This is a genomic window from Aeromonas sp. RU39B (assembly GCF_900156095.1).
GTDB lineage: Bacteria > Pseudomonadota > Gammaproteobacteria > Enterobacterales > Aeromonadaceae > Aeromonas.
Map to the genome: position 1 here is coordinate 157,382 of NZ_FTMJ01000002.1, position 16,733 is coordinate 174,114.

At 59.8% G+C, this 16,733-nt stretch carries 21 protein-coding genes and 1 riboswitch; of the genes, 17 read left to right on the plus strand and 4 right to left on the minus strand.

From position 1 onward, the window contains the following. Positions 1-150: 150 nt before the first annotated feature. The 3 genes from BW958_RS03490 to narQ all read right to left on the minus strand — a co-directional run bounded on the left by BW958_RS03490 (position 151) and on the right by narQ (position 3,183). A complete protein-coding gene (locus tag BW958_RS03490) occupies positions 151-726 on the minus strand; it encodes an LON peptidase substrate-binding domain-containing protein (RefSeq protein WP_076574341.1) in 576 nt (191 codons plus the stop codon). 106 nt (positions 727-832) lie between these two features. Continuing rightward, a complete protein-coding gene (narL, locus tag BW958_RS03495) occupies positions 833-1,471 on the minus strand; it encodes a two-component system response regulator NarL (protein WP_076574342.1) in 639 nt (212 codons plus the stop codon). Further along, complete coding sequence (gene narQ, locus BW958_RS03500) at positions 1,471-3,183, minus strand: nitrate/nitrite two-component system sensor histidine kinase NarQ (protein ID WP_076574343.1); 1,713 nt, start codon at positions 3,181-3,183, stop codon at positions 1,471-1,473. The genes narL and narQ overlap by 1 nt, the downstream gene beginning before the upstream one ends. Before the next feature lie 81 nt (positions 3,184-3,264). Beyond that, positions 3,265-3,414: riboswitch (molybdenum cofactor riboswitch) on the plus strand. Between narQ and moaA the strand changes: the two genes are divergently transcribed. The 17 genes from moaA (at position 3,402) to BW958_RS03585 (ending at position 16,194) form a co-directional block, all read left to right on the plus strand. Continuing rightward, positions 3,402-4,382, plus strand: a complete 981-nt coding sequence (gene moaA, locus BW958_RS03505) for a GTP 3',8-cyclase MoaA (RefSeq protein ID WP_076574344.1) — start codon at positions 3,402-3,404, stop codon at positions 4,380-4,382. (Overlaps the previous riboswitch by 13 nt.) Positions 4,383-4,606: 224 nt before the next feature. Next, complete coding sequence (gene napF, locus BW958_RS03510) at positions 4,607-5,125, plus strand: ferredoxin-type protein NapF (RefSeq protein WP_076574345.1); 519 nt, start codon at positions 4,607-4,609, stop codon at positions 5,123-5,125. Further along, positions 5,122-5,397: a chaperone NapD gene (locus tag BW958_RS03515; RefSeq protein WP_076574346.1), complete on the plus strand. Its 276-nt coding sequence runs from the start codon at positions 5,122-5,124 to the stop codon at positions 5,395-5,397. Before napF ends, BW958_RS03515 begins: the two co-directional genes overlap by 4 nt. Then, positions 5,394-7,883, plus strand: a complete 2,490-nt coding sequence (gene napA, locus BW958_RS03520) for a nitrate reductase catalytic subunit NapA (RefSeq protein ID WP_076574347.1) — start codon at positions 5,394-5,396, stop codon at positions 7,881-7,883. Before BW958_RS03515 ends, napA begins: the two co-directional genes overlap by 4 nt. Positions 7,884-7,885: 2 nt before the next feature. After that, positions 7,886-8,629, plus strand: a complete 744-nt coding sequence (gene napG / locus BW958_RS03525; RefSeq protein ID WP_076574348.1) for a ferredoxin-type protein NapG — start codon at positions 7,886-7,888, stop codon at positions 8,627-8,629. 23 nt (positions 8,630-8,652) lie between these two features. Then, positions 8,653-9,540, plus strand: coding sequence for a quinol dehydrogenase ferredoxin subunit NapH (napH, locus tag BW958_RS03530; RefSeq protein ID WP_076574349.1), 888 nt, complete (start codon positions 8,653-8,655; stop codon positions 9,538-9,540). Further along, a complete protein-coding gene (locus BW958_RS03535; RefSeq protein WP_076574350.1) occupies positions 9,537-9,995 on the plus strand; it encodes a nitrate reductase cytochrome c-type subunit in 459 nt (152 codons plus the stop codon). Before napH ends, BW958_RS03535 begins: the two co-directional genes overlap by 4 nt. Positions 9,996-10,006: 11 nt before the next feature. Next, positions 10,007-10,597, plus strand: a complete 591-nt coding sequence (locus tag BW958_RS03540) for a cytochrome c3 family protein (protein WP_076574351.1) — start codon at positions 10,007-10,009, stop codon at positions 10,595-10,597. Between the two features lie 317 nt (positions 10,598-10,914). After that, positions 10,915-11,439 carry a molybdenum cofactor biosynthesis protein B gene (gene moaB / locus BW958_RS03545; RefSeq protein ID WP_076574352.1) on the plus strand — a complete coding sequence of 175 codons (525 nt, stop codon included), beginning with the start codon at positions 10,915-10,917 and terminating at the stop codon, positions 11,437-11,439. Then, the gene (gene moaC / locus BW958_RS03550) at positions 11,436-11,924 is read left to right on the plus strand and encodes a cyclic pyranopterin monophosphate synthase MoaC (RefSeq protein WP_076574353.1); all 489 of its coding nucleotides are present in this window, start codon (positions 11,436-11,438) and stop codon (positions 11,922-11,924) included. The genes moaB and moaC overlap by 4 nt, the downstream gene beginning before the upstream one ends. Continuing rightward, complete coding sequence (gene moaD, locus BW958_RS03555) at positions 11,921-12,166, plus strand: molybdopterin synthase sulfur carrier subunit (protein WP_076574354.1); 246 nt, start codon at positions 11,921-11,923, stop codon at positions 12,164-12,166. Before moaC ends, moaD begins: the two co-directional genes overlap by 4 nt. A gap of 1 nt (position 12,167) precedes the next feature. Next, the gene (gene moaE / locus BW958_RS03560; protein WP_076574355.1) at positions 12,168-12,665 is read left to right on the plus strand and encodes a molybdopterin synthase catalytic subunit MoaE; all 498 of its coding nucleotides are present in this window, start codon (positions 12,168-12,170) and stop codon (positions 12,663-12,665) included. 6 nt (positions 12,666-12,671) lie between these two features. Then, on the plus strand, positions 12,672-13,397 hold the full coding sequence (gene modA, locus BW958_RS03565) for a molybdate ABC transporter substrate-binding protein (protein WP_076574356.1): 726 nt from the start codon (positions 12,672-12,674) through the stop codon (positions 13,395-13,397). A 6-nt stretch (positions 13,398-13,403) separates the two neighbouring features. Continuing rightward, positions 13,404-14,090: a molybdate ABC transporter permease subunit gene (gene modB, locus BW958_RS03570; RefSeq protein WP_076574357.1), complete on the plus strand. Its 687-nt coding sequence runs from the start codon at positions 13,404-13,406 to the stop codon at positions 14,088-14,090. Further along, the gene (gene modC, locus BW958_RS03575) at positions 14,084-15,136 is read left to right on the plus strand and encodes a molybdenum ABC transporter ATP-binding protein (RefSeq protein WP_076574358.1); all 1,053 of its coding nucleotides are present in this window, start codon (positions 14,084-14,086) and stop codon (positions 15,134-15,136) included. The genes modB and modC overlap by 7 nt, the downstream gene beginning before the upstream one ends. After that, a complete protein-coding gene (locus tag BW958_RS03580) occupies positions 15,136-15,924 on the plus strand; it encodes an alpha/beta fold hydrolase (RefSeq protein ID WP_076574359.1) in 789 nt (262 codons plus the stop codon). Before modC ends, BW958_RS03580 begins: the two co-directional genes overlap by 1 nt. An 18-nt stretch (positions 15,925-15,942) precedes the next feature. Further along, positions 15,943-16,194 carry a hypothetical protein gene (locus tag BW958_RS03585; protein WP_076574360.1) on the plus strand — a complete coding sequence of 84 codons (252 nt, stop codon included), beginning with the start codon at positions 15,943-15,945 and terminating at the stop codon, positions 16,192-16,194. Positions 16,195-16,303: 109 nt separating this feature from the next. Here the strand turns inward: BW958_RS03585 and BW958_RS03590 are convergent, their stop codons facing one another. Continuing rightward, the gene (locus BW958_RS03590) at positions 16,304-16,669 is read right to left on the minus strand and encodes an Mpo1-like protein (RefSeq protein WP_179078810.1); all 366 of its coding nucleotides are present in this window, start codon (positions 16,667-16,669) and stop codon (positions 16,304-16,306) included. Positions 16,670-16,733 lie beyond the last annotated feature (64 nt).

The following is a 16,733-nucleotide window of genomic DNA, read 5'->3' on the forward strand; positions in this document are numbered from 1 at the left end:
GTATTCTGTATATGAAAAACTCGTGCCAACTTTTTATCTTTGTTTTTGGGGTGTTCCTACCCGTTTTCAGTGTTTTTATGAGCAATGCTTTGCAAATTGCGAAAATCGTCTTGTTGCAAAATGCGTTTTTTCGCATTTTGCGTTGTTCTGTCAGGGGGTGATCAGCTTGTGCAGGAAGAGACGCGCCTCTTCACTGTTGTGCTTGGCGATCAAACCTTGCTTCTCCTGTACCGGCATCGGCAACAGCTCGAGCCAACGTTGGCAGATCCAGGCGGTGTCGTTGTAGCTTTTCTCCGGATAGAGTTCGTCGAGCTCCGGATATTGTTCAAATACCTCTTTGAGACGCTCAACCAGCAGGTCATCGCTACCATCCGAGCTCAGCTGCGGCCAGTTGGGCAACACTTCAACCTGGGCACGCTTGATGCCCTGATCATCGGTGGTGAGATGGTGGATGCAGAATCGTTCCAGCCCGATGACGGTGATACCCAGCAGGCCGTCGTTAAGGGTGTAGAAATCGGTGACTTTCACCCGGGTGCCCACCGGCAGAATCCGACCGGATTGACCGCTGGTGGTGCTGTCTTCCATCACGATGCCAAAACCGCGGTCGTTGAGGAAAGACTCTTTGAGCATGGCCATGTGGCGTGGCTCAAACAGGCGAAGTGGCAGTTTTCCACCCGGCAGAATATGGGAAGGCAGGGGGAAGAGGGCAAGGGATTGGGTGGTCATAATGGCGTCCTCCGCTCTGTATCTGACTCAAACTAGTCTTTGCAGGTGGCGTGCCAGAATAAAAAAACGGGCCCAAAGGCCCGTATTCGAGAGGTAAACCGTGGCGTCAGTGACGCTGCTCGAGGTACATCACAGCCGCTTCCACACGGCTCTGGGCATCGAGTTTCTTCAGCAGGCTCTTAACGTGAACCTTCACCGTACCCTCCGAGATATGCAGTACCGAGGCGACCTGTTTGTTGGACATCCCCTTTGCAATTTCGCGCAGGATTTGCATTTCGCGACGCGTAAGGCTTTCGAGCTTCTCTTGCAGGTGGTCAGTCTCGTAAAGGTTCTCGAGGAAGGGCCGCAGCGGCTCGCTTAAGATCTGCTTGCCACTCATCACCTCTTCAAGCTGTGCCAGCAGGATCTCCGGCTCGGTATCTTTGAGCAGGTAACCATCGGCGCCGGCCTTGAGCAGGGCAACCACGTCCTGGCGAGCATCGGAGACGGTGAGGATCACCACCCGTGAGGTGATCTCTTCGTCACGCATTGCACGCAGGGTATCGAGGCCGGAGAGCCCTTTCATATTGAGATCCAGCAAGATGAGATCGGGTTCATCACTGCGGGCCATTGCGATAGCATCAGCCCCGTTAGAGGCCTCACCAACCACTTCAAAGTTCTCTTCCAGTGCCAGCAGTTGCACGATCCCCTTGCGCATCAGGGGGTGGTCGTCAACGACCAGGATTGAAAATTTGCTGTCGTCCATCAGGTGTCTCTTGTCTGGATAGTGGGGAATGTCAGGTGCACACAGGTGCCATGGGGACTCAGATCGCTGATCGCGAGCTGACCGTGCAGCTTGCTGGCCCGCTCGTTCATGATGCTCAGCCCGTAATGGTTTACCGCCGAGCGGGAAGCGCCGATGCCCACACCATCATCGGTGACTTGAACCCGAATATTACCATCAGGAAGGGTATGACAGCTAACATCAATCACTTGCGCGTTAGCATGCTTGATGGCGTTGAGCACTGCTTCACGAATCAGCTGCAGAATATGGATATGCTGACCGGCCTCCAGATCGCTGCTGGAGAGGCCGTAATCGAGCGCGATGCGCGCCGGGGTCTGCGGTTTGAGCTGATCGAGCATCACGTCGATGGCCTCCCCGAGATCGGCCTCACCAATGGTCAGGCGGAAGGTGCCGAGCAGCTCGCGCAGCTGGGTATAGGCATTGCCCAGCCCCTCGTCGATTTGCAGCAGCGCCTGCTCGGCGCGAGTCGTCTCTCCCTTGGCAAACGAGCGCTTGAGCAAGGTGGCCTGGATCTTCAGATAAGAGAGCGATTGGGCCAGCGAGTCGTGCAGCTCGCGGGCTATCACGGCGCGCTCTTCCATCAGCAGCAGCCGCTGGTGTTGTAGCAAGGTCTGATCTTTGTGCAGCACTTGAGCCAGCAGCATGGCGAAGTTTTTCATCAGCCGCTGATCGATGGGGAAGGCGCTGATGACATCGAGTCGGCCCACCTCTTTATCATCCATCTGCAGATAAAAGTGCTCGACCCCGGCCAGATCGCCGGGCCAGCCGGAGCGGCCATTGAGGTAAATCGGCATGGCGTTGCGGCCAAAGCGGGTCAGGCGGATATGGGCAATGCGCTGGTGAGCCGCCGCCCGGTCGAGCAACTTGGTCAGGGTGCGGCTGCTCAGCGGCGCCTCGTGCAGCTTTTGCGCGGTGCTGTAGAGAAACGACAACGTGTCGTTGGCTTGCTGCAGCTTGGCGGTCTTCTCTTCGACTTTCCCTTCCAGATCGCGATAGAGCTTGTCGAGTTCATTGGCCATGGTGGCAAAGGCGCCGGAGAGTTCACCGAGTTCGTTAGGCCAACGCGGAGGCAGATAGAGGTGGAAATTGCGCTGCTCGATTTGCCGGGCACAGGCCACCAACTGATTGAGCGGGGCGACCACCTGGCGCCGGGTAAAGCGCACCGTACACCAGGCGATGGTGATGATGGCCAGCAGTCCCAACCCTTCGGCCAGTGCCAGCATGCGCACCTTGAACTCGACGTGGTACTGCATTTCATTGACGAAGGCATCGATGGCGGCGACAAATGGCTCGGTGTTGTCGGCGTAGCGATCCGGTGTGCCACGCTCGATGTGGCGGCGCATGATCTCCCACTGAGCCAGCACGTTGCCGTAGGTGCGGCGCAGTGACGCCGGGGTGACCCAGCGCTGGGTCTCTTGCAGCTCTTCGGCATGCAGGGTCTGTTCGAACTGAACCAGCCGCAGCATCACCGGCTTGTCTTGGGTGATCTCGTAGGCCATCCGATAGGCCTGCATCCGCAGCGAGCCGGAGAGGTTGATCGCCTTGGCATCAGGAATGGAGTAGAAGAGGGTGATCATGGCCACCAGGGCAATCAGGCTCGCCATAAACAAAATAAGCACCATGGCGCGGCCAATGGCGCTGCTCACCGAGTGAACCTGCAGCCAGGTTCCCATTCTTGATTTCAGATGCGACAACATAGGTCTGTTACCCCGGATACGTTGTGGGCATTGTAACTTAAACTGTGCTAGCATCCGCAAACCATTGAACTCCGAGCTGCTTTGCCTACGTCACGAAATGGATAAGGGAAAGTATGCCGAACAGCCGAACCTGTCGTACGGCTGTGAGGGTCAGCAAAGAAATGCGCTGGCCTCCCGTATTTGGAAAGGTGTTTATGACATTGCTGGAAGACGGCTTCGCCCGTCGTTTTCACTATTTGCGCCTGTCGGTGACCGACGTGTGCAACTTCCGCTGTACCTATTGCCTGCCGGACGGTTATCGACCGGATGGCCGCAAGTCATTCCTGTCACTGGATGAAATCCGCACTCTGACTCGCACCTTCGCTGCCATGGGCACCCACAAGGTACGCCTCACCGGCGGCGAGCCGTCCCTGCGCCGCGATCTCACCGAGATCATCGAAACGGTGGCCAGCACACCGGGCATTCGCAAAGTGGCGCTCACCACCAATGGTTATCGCCTGCGCGAGCGGGCAGCCGAGTGGCGCCGGGCCGGGTTGACGTCACTCAATGTGAGCGTGGATAGCCTTGATGCCCGTCAGTTCCATCGCATTACCGGCGAAGACAAGTTTGCCGAGGTGATGGCCGGGATTGATGCGGCGCTCGCGGCCGGGTTTGAGCGGGTCAAGGTCAATGCGGTGCTGCTCAAGGGGCTCAACGATCATGAGCTCGATACCTTCCTTGGCTGGATCCGTGACAATCCCATTGAGCTGCGCTTTATCGAGTTGATGCAAACCGGTGAGATGGACGAGCGCTTTGCCCGCCATCATGTCAGTGGCGAGACCATCAAGGCGCGTCTGCTGCAAAGTGGCTGGTTGTCGCAACTGCGCGGTCAGGATGACGGCCCGGCCCAGGTGTTCTGCCATCCGCAATCGCAGGGACGGATCGGTCTTATCATGCCCTACGCGAAGGACTTTTGTGCCGACTGCAACCGACTGCGCGTGTCAGCCACCGGCAAGTTGCATCTGTGCCTGTTTGGCGAGCAAGGGGTCGATTTACGTGATCTGCTCGCTGATGCGTCCGATGAAGCGGCATTGATTGAGCGAGTGCGTCTGGCAGTGCAGGGCAAGGCCCGCAGCCACTATTTGCAGCAGGGGCTGGTGGGAAATACCCCGCACCTTGCGTCAATAGGTGGTTGAATTACCTACTCGTAGTTAACGCCTGTCGTCACAAAAAACGGAATCTGGCATTCCAGATGCCGATTAAATTTGATCCACCTCATAGAATACCCCCAATTATCTCATGGGTGGTATATGTCACCCTTGCACTCTTGTCCCACTATTAGCCGCAACGAGAATATGTGCATTTGAAAGCACAAATTTAGCACCCTGTTTGGGGTGCTTGGGGCGAGTGAGGGCACGTCATGTCACAGGGAGTCGATCCGACTCGCCGCGCACTGCTGCGCGGGCGGATCCGGCCGGTTACAGCCAGTTTACCACTGCCATGGGCCTTGCCCTGGCAGGCCTTTGTGGCGGGCTGCGATCGTTGCCAGGCTTGTCTTCATGCCTGCCCACAGCAGATCATCGTCCCCGGTGAAGGGGGATTTCCTACCGTCGATGTTCAGCGCAATCACTGCACCTTCTGCCGTGCCTGCGCGGATGCCTGCCCCAAAGCCCTGTTTGTGCCCGCCACCGAGCGACCCTGGTCCCTCATCGCGACCCTCTCTTCTGCCTGTCTCGCTAAGCAACGGGTGTTCTGCCAATCCTGCCGGGATAGCTGCGAACCCGCTGCATTGACCTTTTCACCAGCCCCCGGTGGTATCGCCCAACCCCGCATTGATGCTGCTGCCTGCAACGGCTGCGGCGAGTGCGTGGTGGCCTGTCCAGCCGGCGCCATTGCCATTGGCCAGCCCCTGGCTGAGTCACAGGAGATAAACGGATGAGTGCAGCGACCGGTTATCACATCACCAGTCTGTTGGTGTTAAGCCGCCCGACCAACCGCCATGAGGTGGCCAGCGCCATTGCGCAGATGCCCGGTGCCGAAGTGCATGCCGTGACCGAGGAAGGAAAGCTGGTGGTCACCCTCGAGGGGGCGGCACAGCGCGCCATCATTGATTGCATTGACGCTATCAACGCCCTGCCGGGGGTGATCTCGGCATCCCTGATCTACCACCAATTCGATGAATCAGAAGAACCATGCGAGGATCTGTCATGAAGCTGAGCCGACGTGACTTTATGAAAGCCAATGCCGTGGCTGCTGCCGCGGCGGTGGCCGGGATCAGTGCTCCGTCACTGGCGGCCAACCTGATCACCAGTAGCGACAAGACGGCCATTGCCTGGGACAAGGCGCCCTGCCGTTTTTGCGGAACTGGTTGCTCGGTGCTGGTGGGCACTCAGGGAGGCCGCGTGGTGGCCACCCAAGGCGATCCCGATGCCCCGGTTAACCGTGGGCTGAACTGTATCAAGGGCTATTTCCTCTCCAAAATCATGTACGGTCAGGACCGTCTGACCCAGCCGCTGCTGCGCATGAAAAACGGCCAGTATGACAAGGAAGGGGAGTTTGCGCCCATTAGCTGGGATCAGGCGTTCGACATCATGGCCGAGAAGTTCAAGGCCACCCTCAAGGAGAAGGGACCCACTGCCGTGGGGATGTTCGGCTCCGGCCAGTGGACCGTGTGGGAAGGTTACGCCGCTGCCAAGTTGTTCAAGGCCGGCTTTCGCTCCAACAACATCGACCCGAATGCCCGCCACTGCATGGCCTCGGCGGTCGTTGGCTTTATGCGAACCTTTGGCATGGACGAGCCGATGGGCTGTTATGACGACATCGAGCAGGCCGACGCCTTTGTACTGTGGGGCTCCAACATGGCCGAGATGCACCCGATCCTCTGGTCGCGCATCTCTGACCGTCGTCTCTCCAATCCCAATGTGCAGGTGCACGTTCTCTCGACCTTTGAGCACCGCAGCTTTGAGCTGGCCGACAACCGTTTAGTGTTTACCCCGCAAACGGATCTGGCCATCCTCAATTACATTGCCAACTACATCATCAAAAATGGCAAGGTCAACGAGGCGTTCGTCAAGCAGCACACCCAGTTCAAAAAAGGGGTTACCGATATCGGTTACGGGCTGCGGCCGACGCATCCTTTGCAAAAGCAGGCGAAAAATCCGGACAGCGGTGATGCGACCCCGATGACCTTCGACGAGTTTGCCGCGTTTGTGGCCGATTACGATGTGGAGAAGGTCTCCAAGCTCTCCGGCGTGCCGGTCGAGAATCTGGAAAAGCTGGCCGAGCTCTATGCCGATCCCAAGGTCAAGGTGGTCTCCTACTGGACTATGGGCTTTAACCAGCACACCCGCGGTGTGTGGGCCAACAACCTCTGCTACAACATCCATCTGCTGACCGGCAAGATCTCCGAGCCGGGCAATGGCCCGTTCTCACTGACCGGTCAGCCTTCAGCGTGCGGTACCGCTCGCGAAGTGGGCACCTTTGCTCACCGCCTGCCGGCTGACATGGTGGTCACCGAGCCCAAACATCGCGCTATCGCCGAGCAGCGCTGGCAACTGCCCGCCGGCACCATCCCCGAGAAGGTGGGTTATCACGCGGTGCTGCAAGATCGCATGCTCAAAGACGGCAAGCTCAACGCCTATTGGGTGATGTGTAACAACAACATGCAGGCCGGCCCCAATATCAATGAAGAGCGTCTGCCGGGTTATCGCGATCCGCGCAACTTCATCGTGGTTTCTGACCCGTACCCCACCGTCACCGCCCAGGCCGCAGACCTTGTTCTGCCCACCGCCATGTGGGTCGAAAAAGAGGGCGCCTACGGTAATGCCGAGCGTCGTACCCAGTTCTGGCACCAGCAGGTGCAGGCGCCGGGTGAAGCGAAATCGGATCTGTGGCAGTTGATGGAGTTCTCCAAGCGCTTCACTGTTGACGAGGTGTGGCCCGCTGACCTTATCGCCAAAAAGCCCGAGCTTAAGGGCAAGACGCTGTTTGAGGTGCTCTACGCCAACGGTGTGGTCAACAAGTTCGACAAGAGCGAGAGCAAGGGCAAGCTCAATGACGAGTCCGAGCACTTTGGTTTCTACGTGCAGAAGGGATTGTTTGAAGAGTACGCCGATTTTGGCCGTGGCCATGGTCACGATCTGGCCCCGTTTGATCAGTACCATGCGGCGCGCGGCCTGCGCTGGCCGGTCGTCGGTGGTCAGGAAACGCTGTGGCGCTATCGCGAAGGGTTCGACCCCTACGTCAAGAGCGGGGAAGGGGTGCGCTTTTACGGTAAACCCGATGGCAAGGCGGTGATCTTTGCGCTGCCCTACGAGCCTGCCGCCGAGTCGCCCGATGGTGAATATGATCTGTGGCTCTCCACCGGTCGTGTGCTTGAGCACTGGCACACCGGCACCATGACCCGTCGCGTGCCCGAGCTCTATCGCTCCTTCCCGGATGCCGTGCTGTTTATGCACCCCGATGATGCCAACGCTCGCGGTCTGCGCCGTGGTGATGAGGTGGTGGTGAGCTCGCGCCGGGGTGAGGTCAAGACCCGTGTCGAGACCCGCGGTCGTAACAAGCCGCCGAAGGGGCTGGTGTTTATGCCGTTCTTTGATGCCAGTCAGCTGGTCAACAAGCTCACCCTTGATGCCACGGATCCGCTTTCGAAAGAGACTGACTTCAAGAAGTGCGCCGTCAAGGTGATGAAGGCGTAAGCATGAGCAGAGCGCTGACACGCAGACAACTGTTCGGCGAGTTGGCCAAGGGCGCCTGCACTGTGGGCGTCGTTGGACTGGGTCTCGGTGTGCTGGCGCGCCAGCAGGCCGAGGCGTTGCCTGCGCAGGCGCTGCGCCCTCCCGGCGCATTAAGCGAGGGGGCGTTTCTGGGGGCCTGCGTGCGCTGCGGTCTGTGTGTTGAAGCCTGTCCCTATCACACCCTGAAACTGGCGCGCTGGTTTGAGCCGGTGACCACGGGCACGCCCTGGTTTTCGGCGCGCGCCATCCCGTGCGAGATGTGTGACGACATCCCCTGCGTGAAAGCCTGCCCAAGTGGGGCGCTCAGCCCCGAGCTCGAGCAGATTGACCAGGCACGGATGGGCGTGGCGGTGCTGATTGACCATGAAACCTGTCTCAATGCCCTGGGGCTGCGCTGCGATGTCTGTTATCGGGTCTGTCCGCTGATTGATCAGGCGATCACCCTCGATCTGCAGCACAACGCACGCACCGGCAAGCACGCGATATTTCTGCCGACCGTGCACAGCGACGTCTGTACCGGCTGTGGCAAGTGTGAACATGCCTGCGTGCTGGAAGAGGCCGCCATCAAGGTACTGCCGCGCCAGCTGGCCAAGGGCGAGCTGGGTCATCACTACCGTCTTGGCTGGGAAGAGAAAGCCAAGGCAGGTAAGGCGTTGATCGACGAGCCATTAACGTTGCCGGTTCGCCGGCCCGGGGAGGGCCAATGAGGGGGCAAACCAGAAGCCAGTCGATGACGAAAAAGCGGCGGCAACCGGGCGTGGAGGCGCGTGAACAACTGGGCTGGTGGCATGCCCACCGTTTTTTGCTACTGCGCCGTGCCACCCAGCTGTTGGTGTTAGCGCTGTTTTTGGCAGGCCCTGTGGCCGGTCTCTGGCTGCTCAAGGGAAATCTCTCAAGCTCTGAGCTTTTGGGCACAGTACCACTTACCGATCCCTTGCTGCTGTTGCAAAGCGTCAGTGCCGGTCATTGGCCCTTGTCCACGCTCTGGTGGGGGGCGCTCATCGTGCTGGTGAGCTACTGGCTGGTCGGTGGCCGGGTGTTTTGTAGCTGGATTTGCCCGGTCAATCTCATCACCGATGCCGCCGCTTGGCTGCGAGCCCGGCTGGGCCTTCGCGATGTCAGCACCTTGGTGCGTTCAACGCGCTATTGGCTGCTTGCCATGGTGCTGGCTCTGCCCGCCGTCACCGGGGTGCTGGTGTGGGAGTGGGTCAACCCAGTGCCGCTTTTGCTGCGTGGTCTGTTGTTTGGCATGGGGGCGGGCTGGGCGCTACTGCTCGCGCTGTTTGTGTTTGATCTGCTGGTCGCTGCGCGCGGTTGGTGTGGTCACCTCTGTCCGGTGGGGGCGTTTTGGGCGCTCGTCAACCGGCTCGGTTTTATCAAGGTGACGGCCAGTGGTCGTGCGCGCTGTAACCAGTGCATGGATTGTTACGCCGTCTGTCCGGAGCCGCAGATCCTCAAAGGACCGCTGCTCGGAGCCAGACGGGGGCACGGGCCGCTGATATCGGCTCAGGAGTGCCTGAACTGCGGACGCTGCATTGATGTGTGCGCGCAGCAGGTCTTTACCCTTTCGGTCGGATTTGCCGTCAAGGCAGACAACATCTCGGAGAAACAACAATGAAAAAGCTGATTGGAGCAATGCTGGCCTGCCTGCTGGCCGGGGGCGTGATGGCGGTTGACACCCCTGTGGTGACCGGAGATACCGGGGGACTCTCCTCCGAGCGTGGCGCTGTGGCGCTCGGTAATGATGAAGCGGCTGCCCCGCTGAAAAACTATCGCAAGGATGGGGATCCGCTGGCGCGGGAATATGTGCACCAGCCGCCGCTTATTCCCCATGATGTGCGCAACTACGAAATCGACAGCAAGGTGAACAAGTGTCTGGCCTGCCACAGCTTTAAAAATGCCACTGTGATGAAGGCGCCGCGAGTCAGCCCGAGCCACTTCGAGACCCGTGACGGCATGACGCTCGGTGACGTGTCGCCGCGCCGTTACTTCTGCTTGCAGTGCCACGTCCCGCAGACCGATGCCAAGCCGCTGGTGGACAACACCTTTAAGCCGCTCGAATCGCTGAAGTAAGGAGCCTGATGATGAAACTGCCCGGTTTGGTAAAGCGGCTATGGGTGACGTTCAAGTCACCGTCAAAGGCGGCGCTCTGGATCCTGCTGCTGCTCGGGTTCATGGGCGGGGTAATCTTCTGGGGGGGCTTTAACACTGCCATGGAGGCCTCTAACAGCGAAGCGTTTTGTACCGGTTGCCACGAGATGAAGGACAACGTGTTCCAGGAGTATCGTGACACCATCCACTATGCGAATCGCTCCGGTGTGCGGGCCAGTTGCCCGGATTGCCACGTGCCTCACGAGTGGACCTACAAAATCATCCGCAAGGTGCAAGCGTCCAAGGAGCTGTGGGGCAAGCTGACCGGTAAGGTCGATACCCCCGAGAAGTTTGAAGCGCACCGGCGCGAGATGGCCGAGCGAGAGTGGAAGCGGATGAAAGACACCGACTCGCGCGAGTGTCGCAACTGCCACAACTTTAACTACATGGACTTCTCCTTGCAGGGGCAGCGCGCCGCCAAGATGCACTCAACCAGTCTGGCCAGTGGCGAGAGCACCTGTATTGATTGTCACAAGGGAATTGCCCACCACCTGCCGGACATGAGCGGTGTGCCGGGGTTCTAACTCCGGCTTTTGGGTGAGAAAGCAGCAATCTGCCGAACATTGCGACAGGGGCTGCCCCAATATGGTGGGCAAATGTGTGCCCGATCGCATTTTATCCGCCATCTGGCCGCCCGCTCTGATAGAATCGGGCGCCTGATGGCAGACCCTGTGTCAGCTTGATTATCTTCGAAAAGTGCCGGTCAAACCGGCTGCACGCCGTGCCTTGCACCCCGGCAGCCTCCGGCCTGTTGTGCAGTGGCGCGCCGTGGTGCGCCCTCCAAACCTTGTATCCCGTGCGGCGCAGGCTCCTGCGTCGCTGGAAGGAGTGAGACGCGGCCATGGCCAAGTGTGTAATGCCCTTTCGTCCCCTTACGATTGCCGTGCTGACGGTGAGCGATTCCCGCGGTCCCGATGAGGATAGCTCCGGTGATTATCTTTGCTCGGCGCTGACTACTGCCGGCCATCAACTGGCTGAGCGGGCGCTGCTGCCCAACGACATGTATCGCCTGCGCGCCGTGGTGTCGGCCTGGATTGCGAGCCCCTCAATTGAGGTGGTGCTGGTCAATGGCGGTACCGGCTTTTATGAGCACAATCGTACCCCCGAAGCCCTCGGCGTGCTGTTTGACCGACCCATTGAGGGATTTGGCGAGCTGTTTCGTCAGCTCTCGTTTGCCGAGCTGGGCTCTGCCAGCCTGCAGAGCCGTGCGCTGGCTGGGCTTGCCAATCATACCGCCATCTTCTGCCTGCCCGGCTCGACCGGTGCCTGCCGTCTTGGCTGGGAGCAGCTGATCGCTCCTCAGCTGGATGCGTCGACCCGCCCGTGCAATCTGGTCGGCCATCTGGTGCGCAAGGAGGCGTTATGAGTCAGCCGTTAACCCATCTCAATGCGCGCGGTGAAGCGCACATGGTCGATGTGACGGCCAAAAACGTCACCGAGCGTGAAGCGCGGGCGCAAGCGTATGTGTCGATGGCGCCCGAGACGCTGGCGCTGATCCTCTCCGGTCAGCACCACAAAGGGGATGTGTTTGCGACGGCGCGCATCGCCGGCATCATGGCCGCCAAGAAAACCTCCGATCTCATCCCCCTGTGTCATCCGCTCGCCCTGACCAAGGTTGAGGTCGAGATTGCGCCTGAGCCCGAGCAGCAGCGTGTGCGCATCGACACCTTGTGCAAACTGTCCGGCAAGACCGGTGTTGAGATGGAAGCCCTGACCGCCGCCTCGGTGGCGGCGCTCACCATCTATGACATGTGCAAGGCGGTGCAAAAGGACATGGTGATCGAGTCGGTACGCTTGCTTGAAAAACGCGGCGGCAAATCAGGCCACTTTGTGGCAGGGGAGAAGCAATGATTCAGGTGCTGTTTTTTGCTCAGGTGCGCGAGCTGGTCGGCTGTGGCTCACTGGCCATGCCGGCAGACTTTACCACCGCAGAGCAGTTGCGTGCCGAGCTGGCTGGCCGGGGCGATAAATGGGCGCTGGCCCTTGAGCCGGGCAAACTGCTGGTAGCCGTCAACCAGACCCTGGTGCCGCTCGATACGCCGATCAAAGCTGGCGACGAAGTGGCTTTTTTCCCGCCGGTCACAGGGGGCTAACATGCAGCCGGTGATCCGGATTCAGCGCGAGGATTTTTCCCTCGCGCACGAATATGAGCGTCTGGCAGCCGATGCGGGCAGCGGCGCCGTCGTCACCTTCGTGGGTAAGGTGCGCGACGTCAATCAGGGGGAGGCGGTCGCCGGTCTGTCGCTGGAGCACTATCCCGGCATGACTGAAAAAGCGCTGGCTGAGATTGTCGCAGAAGCGGCCCGGCGCTGGCCACTGCTTGATTGCACCGTGATCCACCGTATCGGGGATCTGCTGCTCGCCGAACAGATAGTATTGGTAGCCGTGAGCTCGGCCCACCGCGAGGCGGCCTTTGCTGCTTGTCATTTCATCATGGATTTCCTCAAGACCCGTGCTCCGTTCTGGAAACGCGAGCTGACGACCGATGGCCGCCACTACTGGGTTGAGGCTCGTCACAGCGATAACCAGGCTGCCGACCGTTGGCAGGCAGCATCATCAACCGGGTCCGAGAGTGACTCGTCCAAGGAGTAACCGAGAATGAAGCGTCAAATGGGATGGGGCTTGGCCCTGCTGTTGGCCATGCCTGCCGCGCAGGCTGATGAAGTGAAAGTCGCCGTTGCAGCTAACTTCAAGGCCACGCTCGGCAAGATTGCCGACGCCTTCAAGGCCGATACCGGCAACACCGTGACCATCAGCTCGGCCGCCACCGGAGTGCTTTATACCCAGATCACCCACGGGGCGCCGTTCGATCTGTTCCTCTCGGCCGATGCAGCCACCCCGGCCAAGCTGGAAAAAGAGGGCAAGGGCAGCGGACGCTTTACCTATGCGGTGGGCAAACTGGGCCTGTGGCACAAGGGTGGCCCGGCGCCTGACGACGCTGCGCTGCGCGCCTGGCATGGCAATCTGGCCATCGCTAACGCCAAAACCGCCCCCTACGGTGCGGCGGCCATGGCAACCCTGGACCATCTGAAGATCGATACCAAGCAGTTTCGTGTGCTAACTGGCAGCAACATTAGTCAGACCTGGCAATACGTGGAAAGTGGCAACGCCGAGTACGGCTTTGTGGCCTGGTCCAATCTGGTGGATGCTGGCAAGACGGGCGAAGCCTGGGCAGTGCCGGCGGATTACTATCCGGCTATCGAGCAGCAGGGCATTGTACTTAAACCAGGTAAGGCCACCGATGCACTGGTCGCCTGGCTTAAGAGCGACAAGGGCCGCGCCCTGATTACCGCCGCCGGTTACGGCCTGCCGGCCGGGAACTAACTGACCATGCCCGGTAGTGCTGACCTGCTCGCCATTGTTCTGACTCTAAAGCTGGCTGCCTGCACCACCGGGATCTTGCTGCTCATTGCGCCACCACTGGCCTGGTGGTTGGCGCGCAGTCGCCACCTGCTGCGGCCGCTGGTCGAGGCGCTGGTGGCGCTGCCTTTGGTGCTGCCCCCCACCGTGCTTGGCTTTTATTTGTTGCTGGCTTTTTCCCCTGAAAGCTGGCTCGGCCAAAGCTGGCAGCAGCTGTTTGGCTTCCAGCTGGCGTTCAGTTTCAGCGGACTGCTTATCTCTTCGATGCTCTACTCGTTTCCCTTTGTGGTGCAGCCGCTTACCTCTGCCTTTGTCAATCTGGGCAATCGTGAGCTGGAGGCGGCCGCCACCTTGGGGCTCGGGCCGCTTGAGCGCTTCTTTCGCATTGTGCTGCCGATGACCTTGCCAAGTTTTGTGATGGCGGCCGCGCTGGGCTTTGCCCACACCCTCGGTGAGTTTGGCGTGGTGCTGATGATTGGCGGCAATATTCCCGGGGAGACGCAGGTGCTCTCGATTGCCCTGTTTGATCACGTCGAAGCGCTCGATTATGGCAATGCCCACCGGCTGGCTGGCGGCTTGATGCTCTTCTCGCTGGTGATTTTGGTGCTGGTCTATGGCGTGCTGCAGCGCCGTCAGCGGAGACTGCTCGGATGCTGACCCTCGCTTGCCGCCGCCATTTTGGGAGTTGGGATCTTGAGTGTGATCTGCGCTGGCGCGGGGAGGGGATCTGTGCCCTGTTTGGCCCCTCCGGCAGTGGTAAAAGCACCTTGCTGCGCATTCTTGCCGGCCTTGATCGCGCCGCCGATGACCAACTGCTTTGGCACAATGCCGCCCTTGCCAGCTTGCCACCAGAGCGACGGCGTATCGGATTGGTCTTTCAGGATGCGCGCCTGTTTGGCCATTTGACGGTGCGCGGTAACTTGCTGCTCGCCGCCGAAAAAGGTCAAGGACGCTGGCAACCGGACGAGTTGGCGCGAAGGTTGGGGTTTTATGAGCTGATGGCGCAGCCGGCGCAGGCGCTCTCTGGCGGCCAGCGGCAGCGGGTGGCGCTGGCGCGTGCCCTGCTGGCCGAGCCCACCTTGCTGTTGCTCGATGAACCCTTCTCGGCGCTGGATCGGCGCAGCCGTCTGCACCTTATCCACGAGCTGCAAACACTGCAGCGCGAAGCGATGCTCCCCATGCTCTATGTCACCCATGCCATGGAAGAGGTGAGCATGCTGTGTGATGAGTTGATCCTGATTGAAAACGGGAGGGCAATTGCCCAAGGGGCGCCCGATACGCTGTTTTCAAGGCTCGATCTGCCGATTGCCAGCCGCGATGATGCCGGTGTGATCCTCTCGGCTAACCTGCAGCAGTGGCTGGCGCCCGAGCAGATGGCGGAGCTGCATGTCGACGGTCAACCGCTGTTTGTCACCATGCCGGCGGCGCCTGATGCGCCGGGGCCGGTACGCATCAAGGTGGCGGCGCGTGATGTGGTGATCGCTACCGAGCCGCTTACCCACTCCAGCCTGTCGAACTCTTTGCAGACCACCTTACAGGACCTGCGCGACGTCTTGCCGGGACAAACCCTGTTGCAGCTTGCCCTCGGGCAGCAGATACTGCTGGCGCGTATCACCCGCCGCTCGGCCGAGCGTCTGGCGCTCAAGCCGGGTTCACGGGTATACGCTTATATCAAGGCCGTGAGTTTGCTCGGGGAGGCGTAATGCGCCGCAAACGCAGAGAGGTTCGCGTCAAGGGCCTCTATCAGCGCAGTGCCGGTGAAGGGCCGCTGCTGCTGTTTCTACATGGACTCGGCTCATCCAGTCTCGACTGGCAGGCGCAGCTTGAGTATTTTTCCAGCCATTATCGGGCGGTGGCGCTTGATCTGCGTGGCCACGGCCTGAGCCTGCGCGACGGGCCGTTTGATGTACCGACGCTTGCTGCTGATGTGCTGCAGTGGCTCGACGAGCAACCCGGGCAGGTGGTACTGATCGGGTTGTCACTCGGCGCCATGGTCGCACTGGAAGTGGCGCTGGCTCGGCCGCAACGAGTGGTTGGCATGATGCTGATCAATGGCTTTGCCGAGTTTTCCCTCGACAATGAGGCCGCAAAAGCCGATTTCACACAGCGTCTCAAATGGTTGCGCTGGATTGGCATGCTCCCCTTGGGGTGGTGGCTGGCGCGTAAGCTGTTTCCGGACAGCGAACAAGGTTCGCTGCGCCAGACATTTCGCCGCCGCTTTCGCCGCAACAACAAACGGGTATATAAACAGATACTGGAAGCGCTGCCGGGCTGGAGCGTGCGCGCTCGCTTGGGAGTGCTGAGCCAACCGGTTGCCGTGGTATCCAGCAGTGACGACTATTTGCCGCTGGCCAAGCGGGTGGCGCAGTTTGCCGCGCTGCCCAACGCCAGCGTCTATACGCCAAGCGGCCATCACGCCTGGCCGGCGGAAGATCCCGCAGCCTGCAACAGTTTGTTGGCACGGTTTCTGGCAAATTTGAATTACGAATAAGAGGATGAGTGAAGAGCCATGAATGAACGTCTCTTGACCGGACTGCTGGTGCTGGCACTGGGTGCGTGTGCCCAGCAGCACACCGCGTTGCACTATCAGGGTGACAGCTCGGCCGAGGTCGCCATGAATGGCTCGCCGGCCCTGTCGTTAAACGGTGTCTGCCCGGATGGCGAAACCGTGCACCTGACCCGTGAGCAAAGTGGCCAGGCCATCGGCTCGTTGGCTAGTTTTAACCCGGCAACGACCGAAATTCGCTGCGGCGATCATTAATGCTCATGTCATCTAGGGCGCAGAGTGATCACCTGCGCCCTGTCCATCACGCCTCCCGATAACACCCCGCTCCATCAAAAGACCCGCTGCGATCTTATGGTCTACCACGTTAATCTTGCGATGAGTGCTCATCAGCGGAGCGTTGTTGCTGCAAGCGAGCCAGCAGGAAGCGCGGAAAGGTGACAAATTGCTCAGCCAGAATGCGCGTGACAACATCCAGCGCTCCATCAAAGGGGACACTGGCCTCTTGCTCGCGTTTGTGACCAATCCCTTGTGCCAGAAACGACAGCAGCAAGACAGGCAGGCCGACCAGCCAACTCCCGCTGTGGTACCCGAACAGAGATGCTAGACAGGCGACGGTGCCCAGCCAGAAAAACGGCACCGCCACCATGTGAATAATCAGATTGACCCGGTCGTGGTGATAGTGGGCATAGCCGGAAAATTGCCATTGCAGCAGGTCTCGCCGAATCCTCATTGTCATGCTCCTAATGTTATCTAGACAGTGACAAGTATGTTAGACTACTAGTCATTGTCAAGAT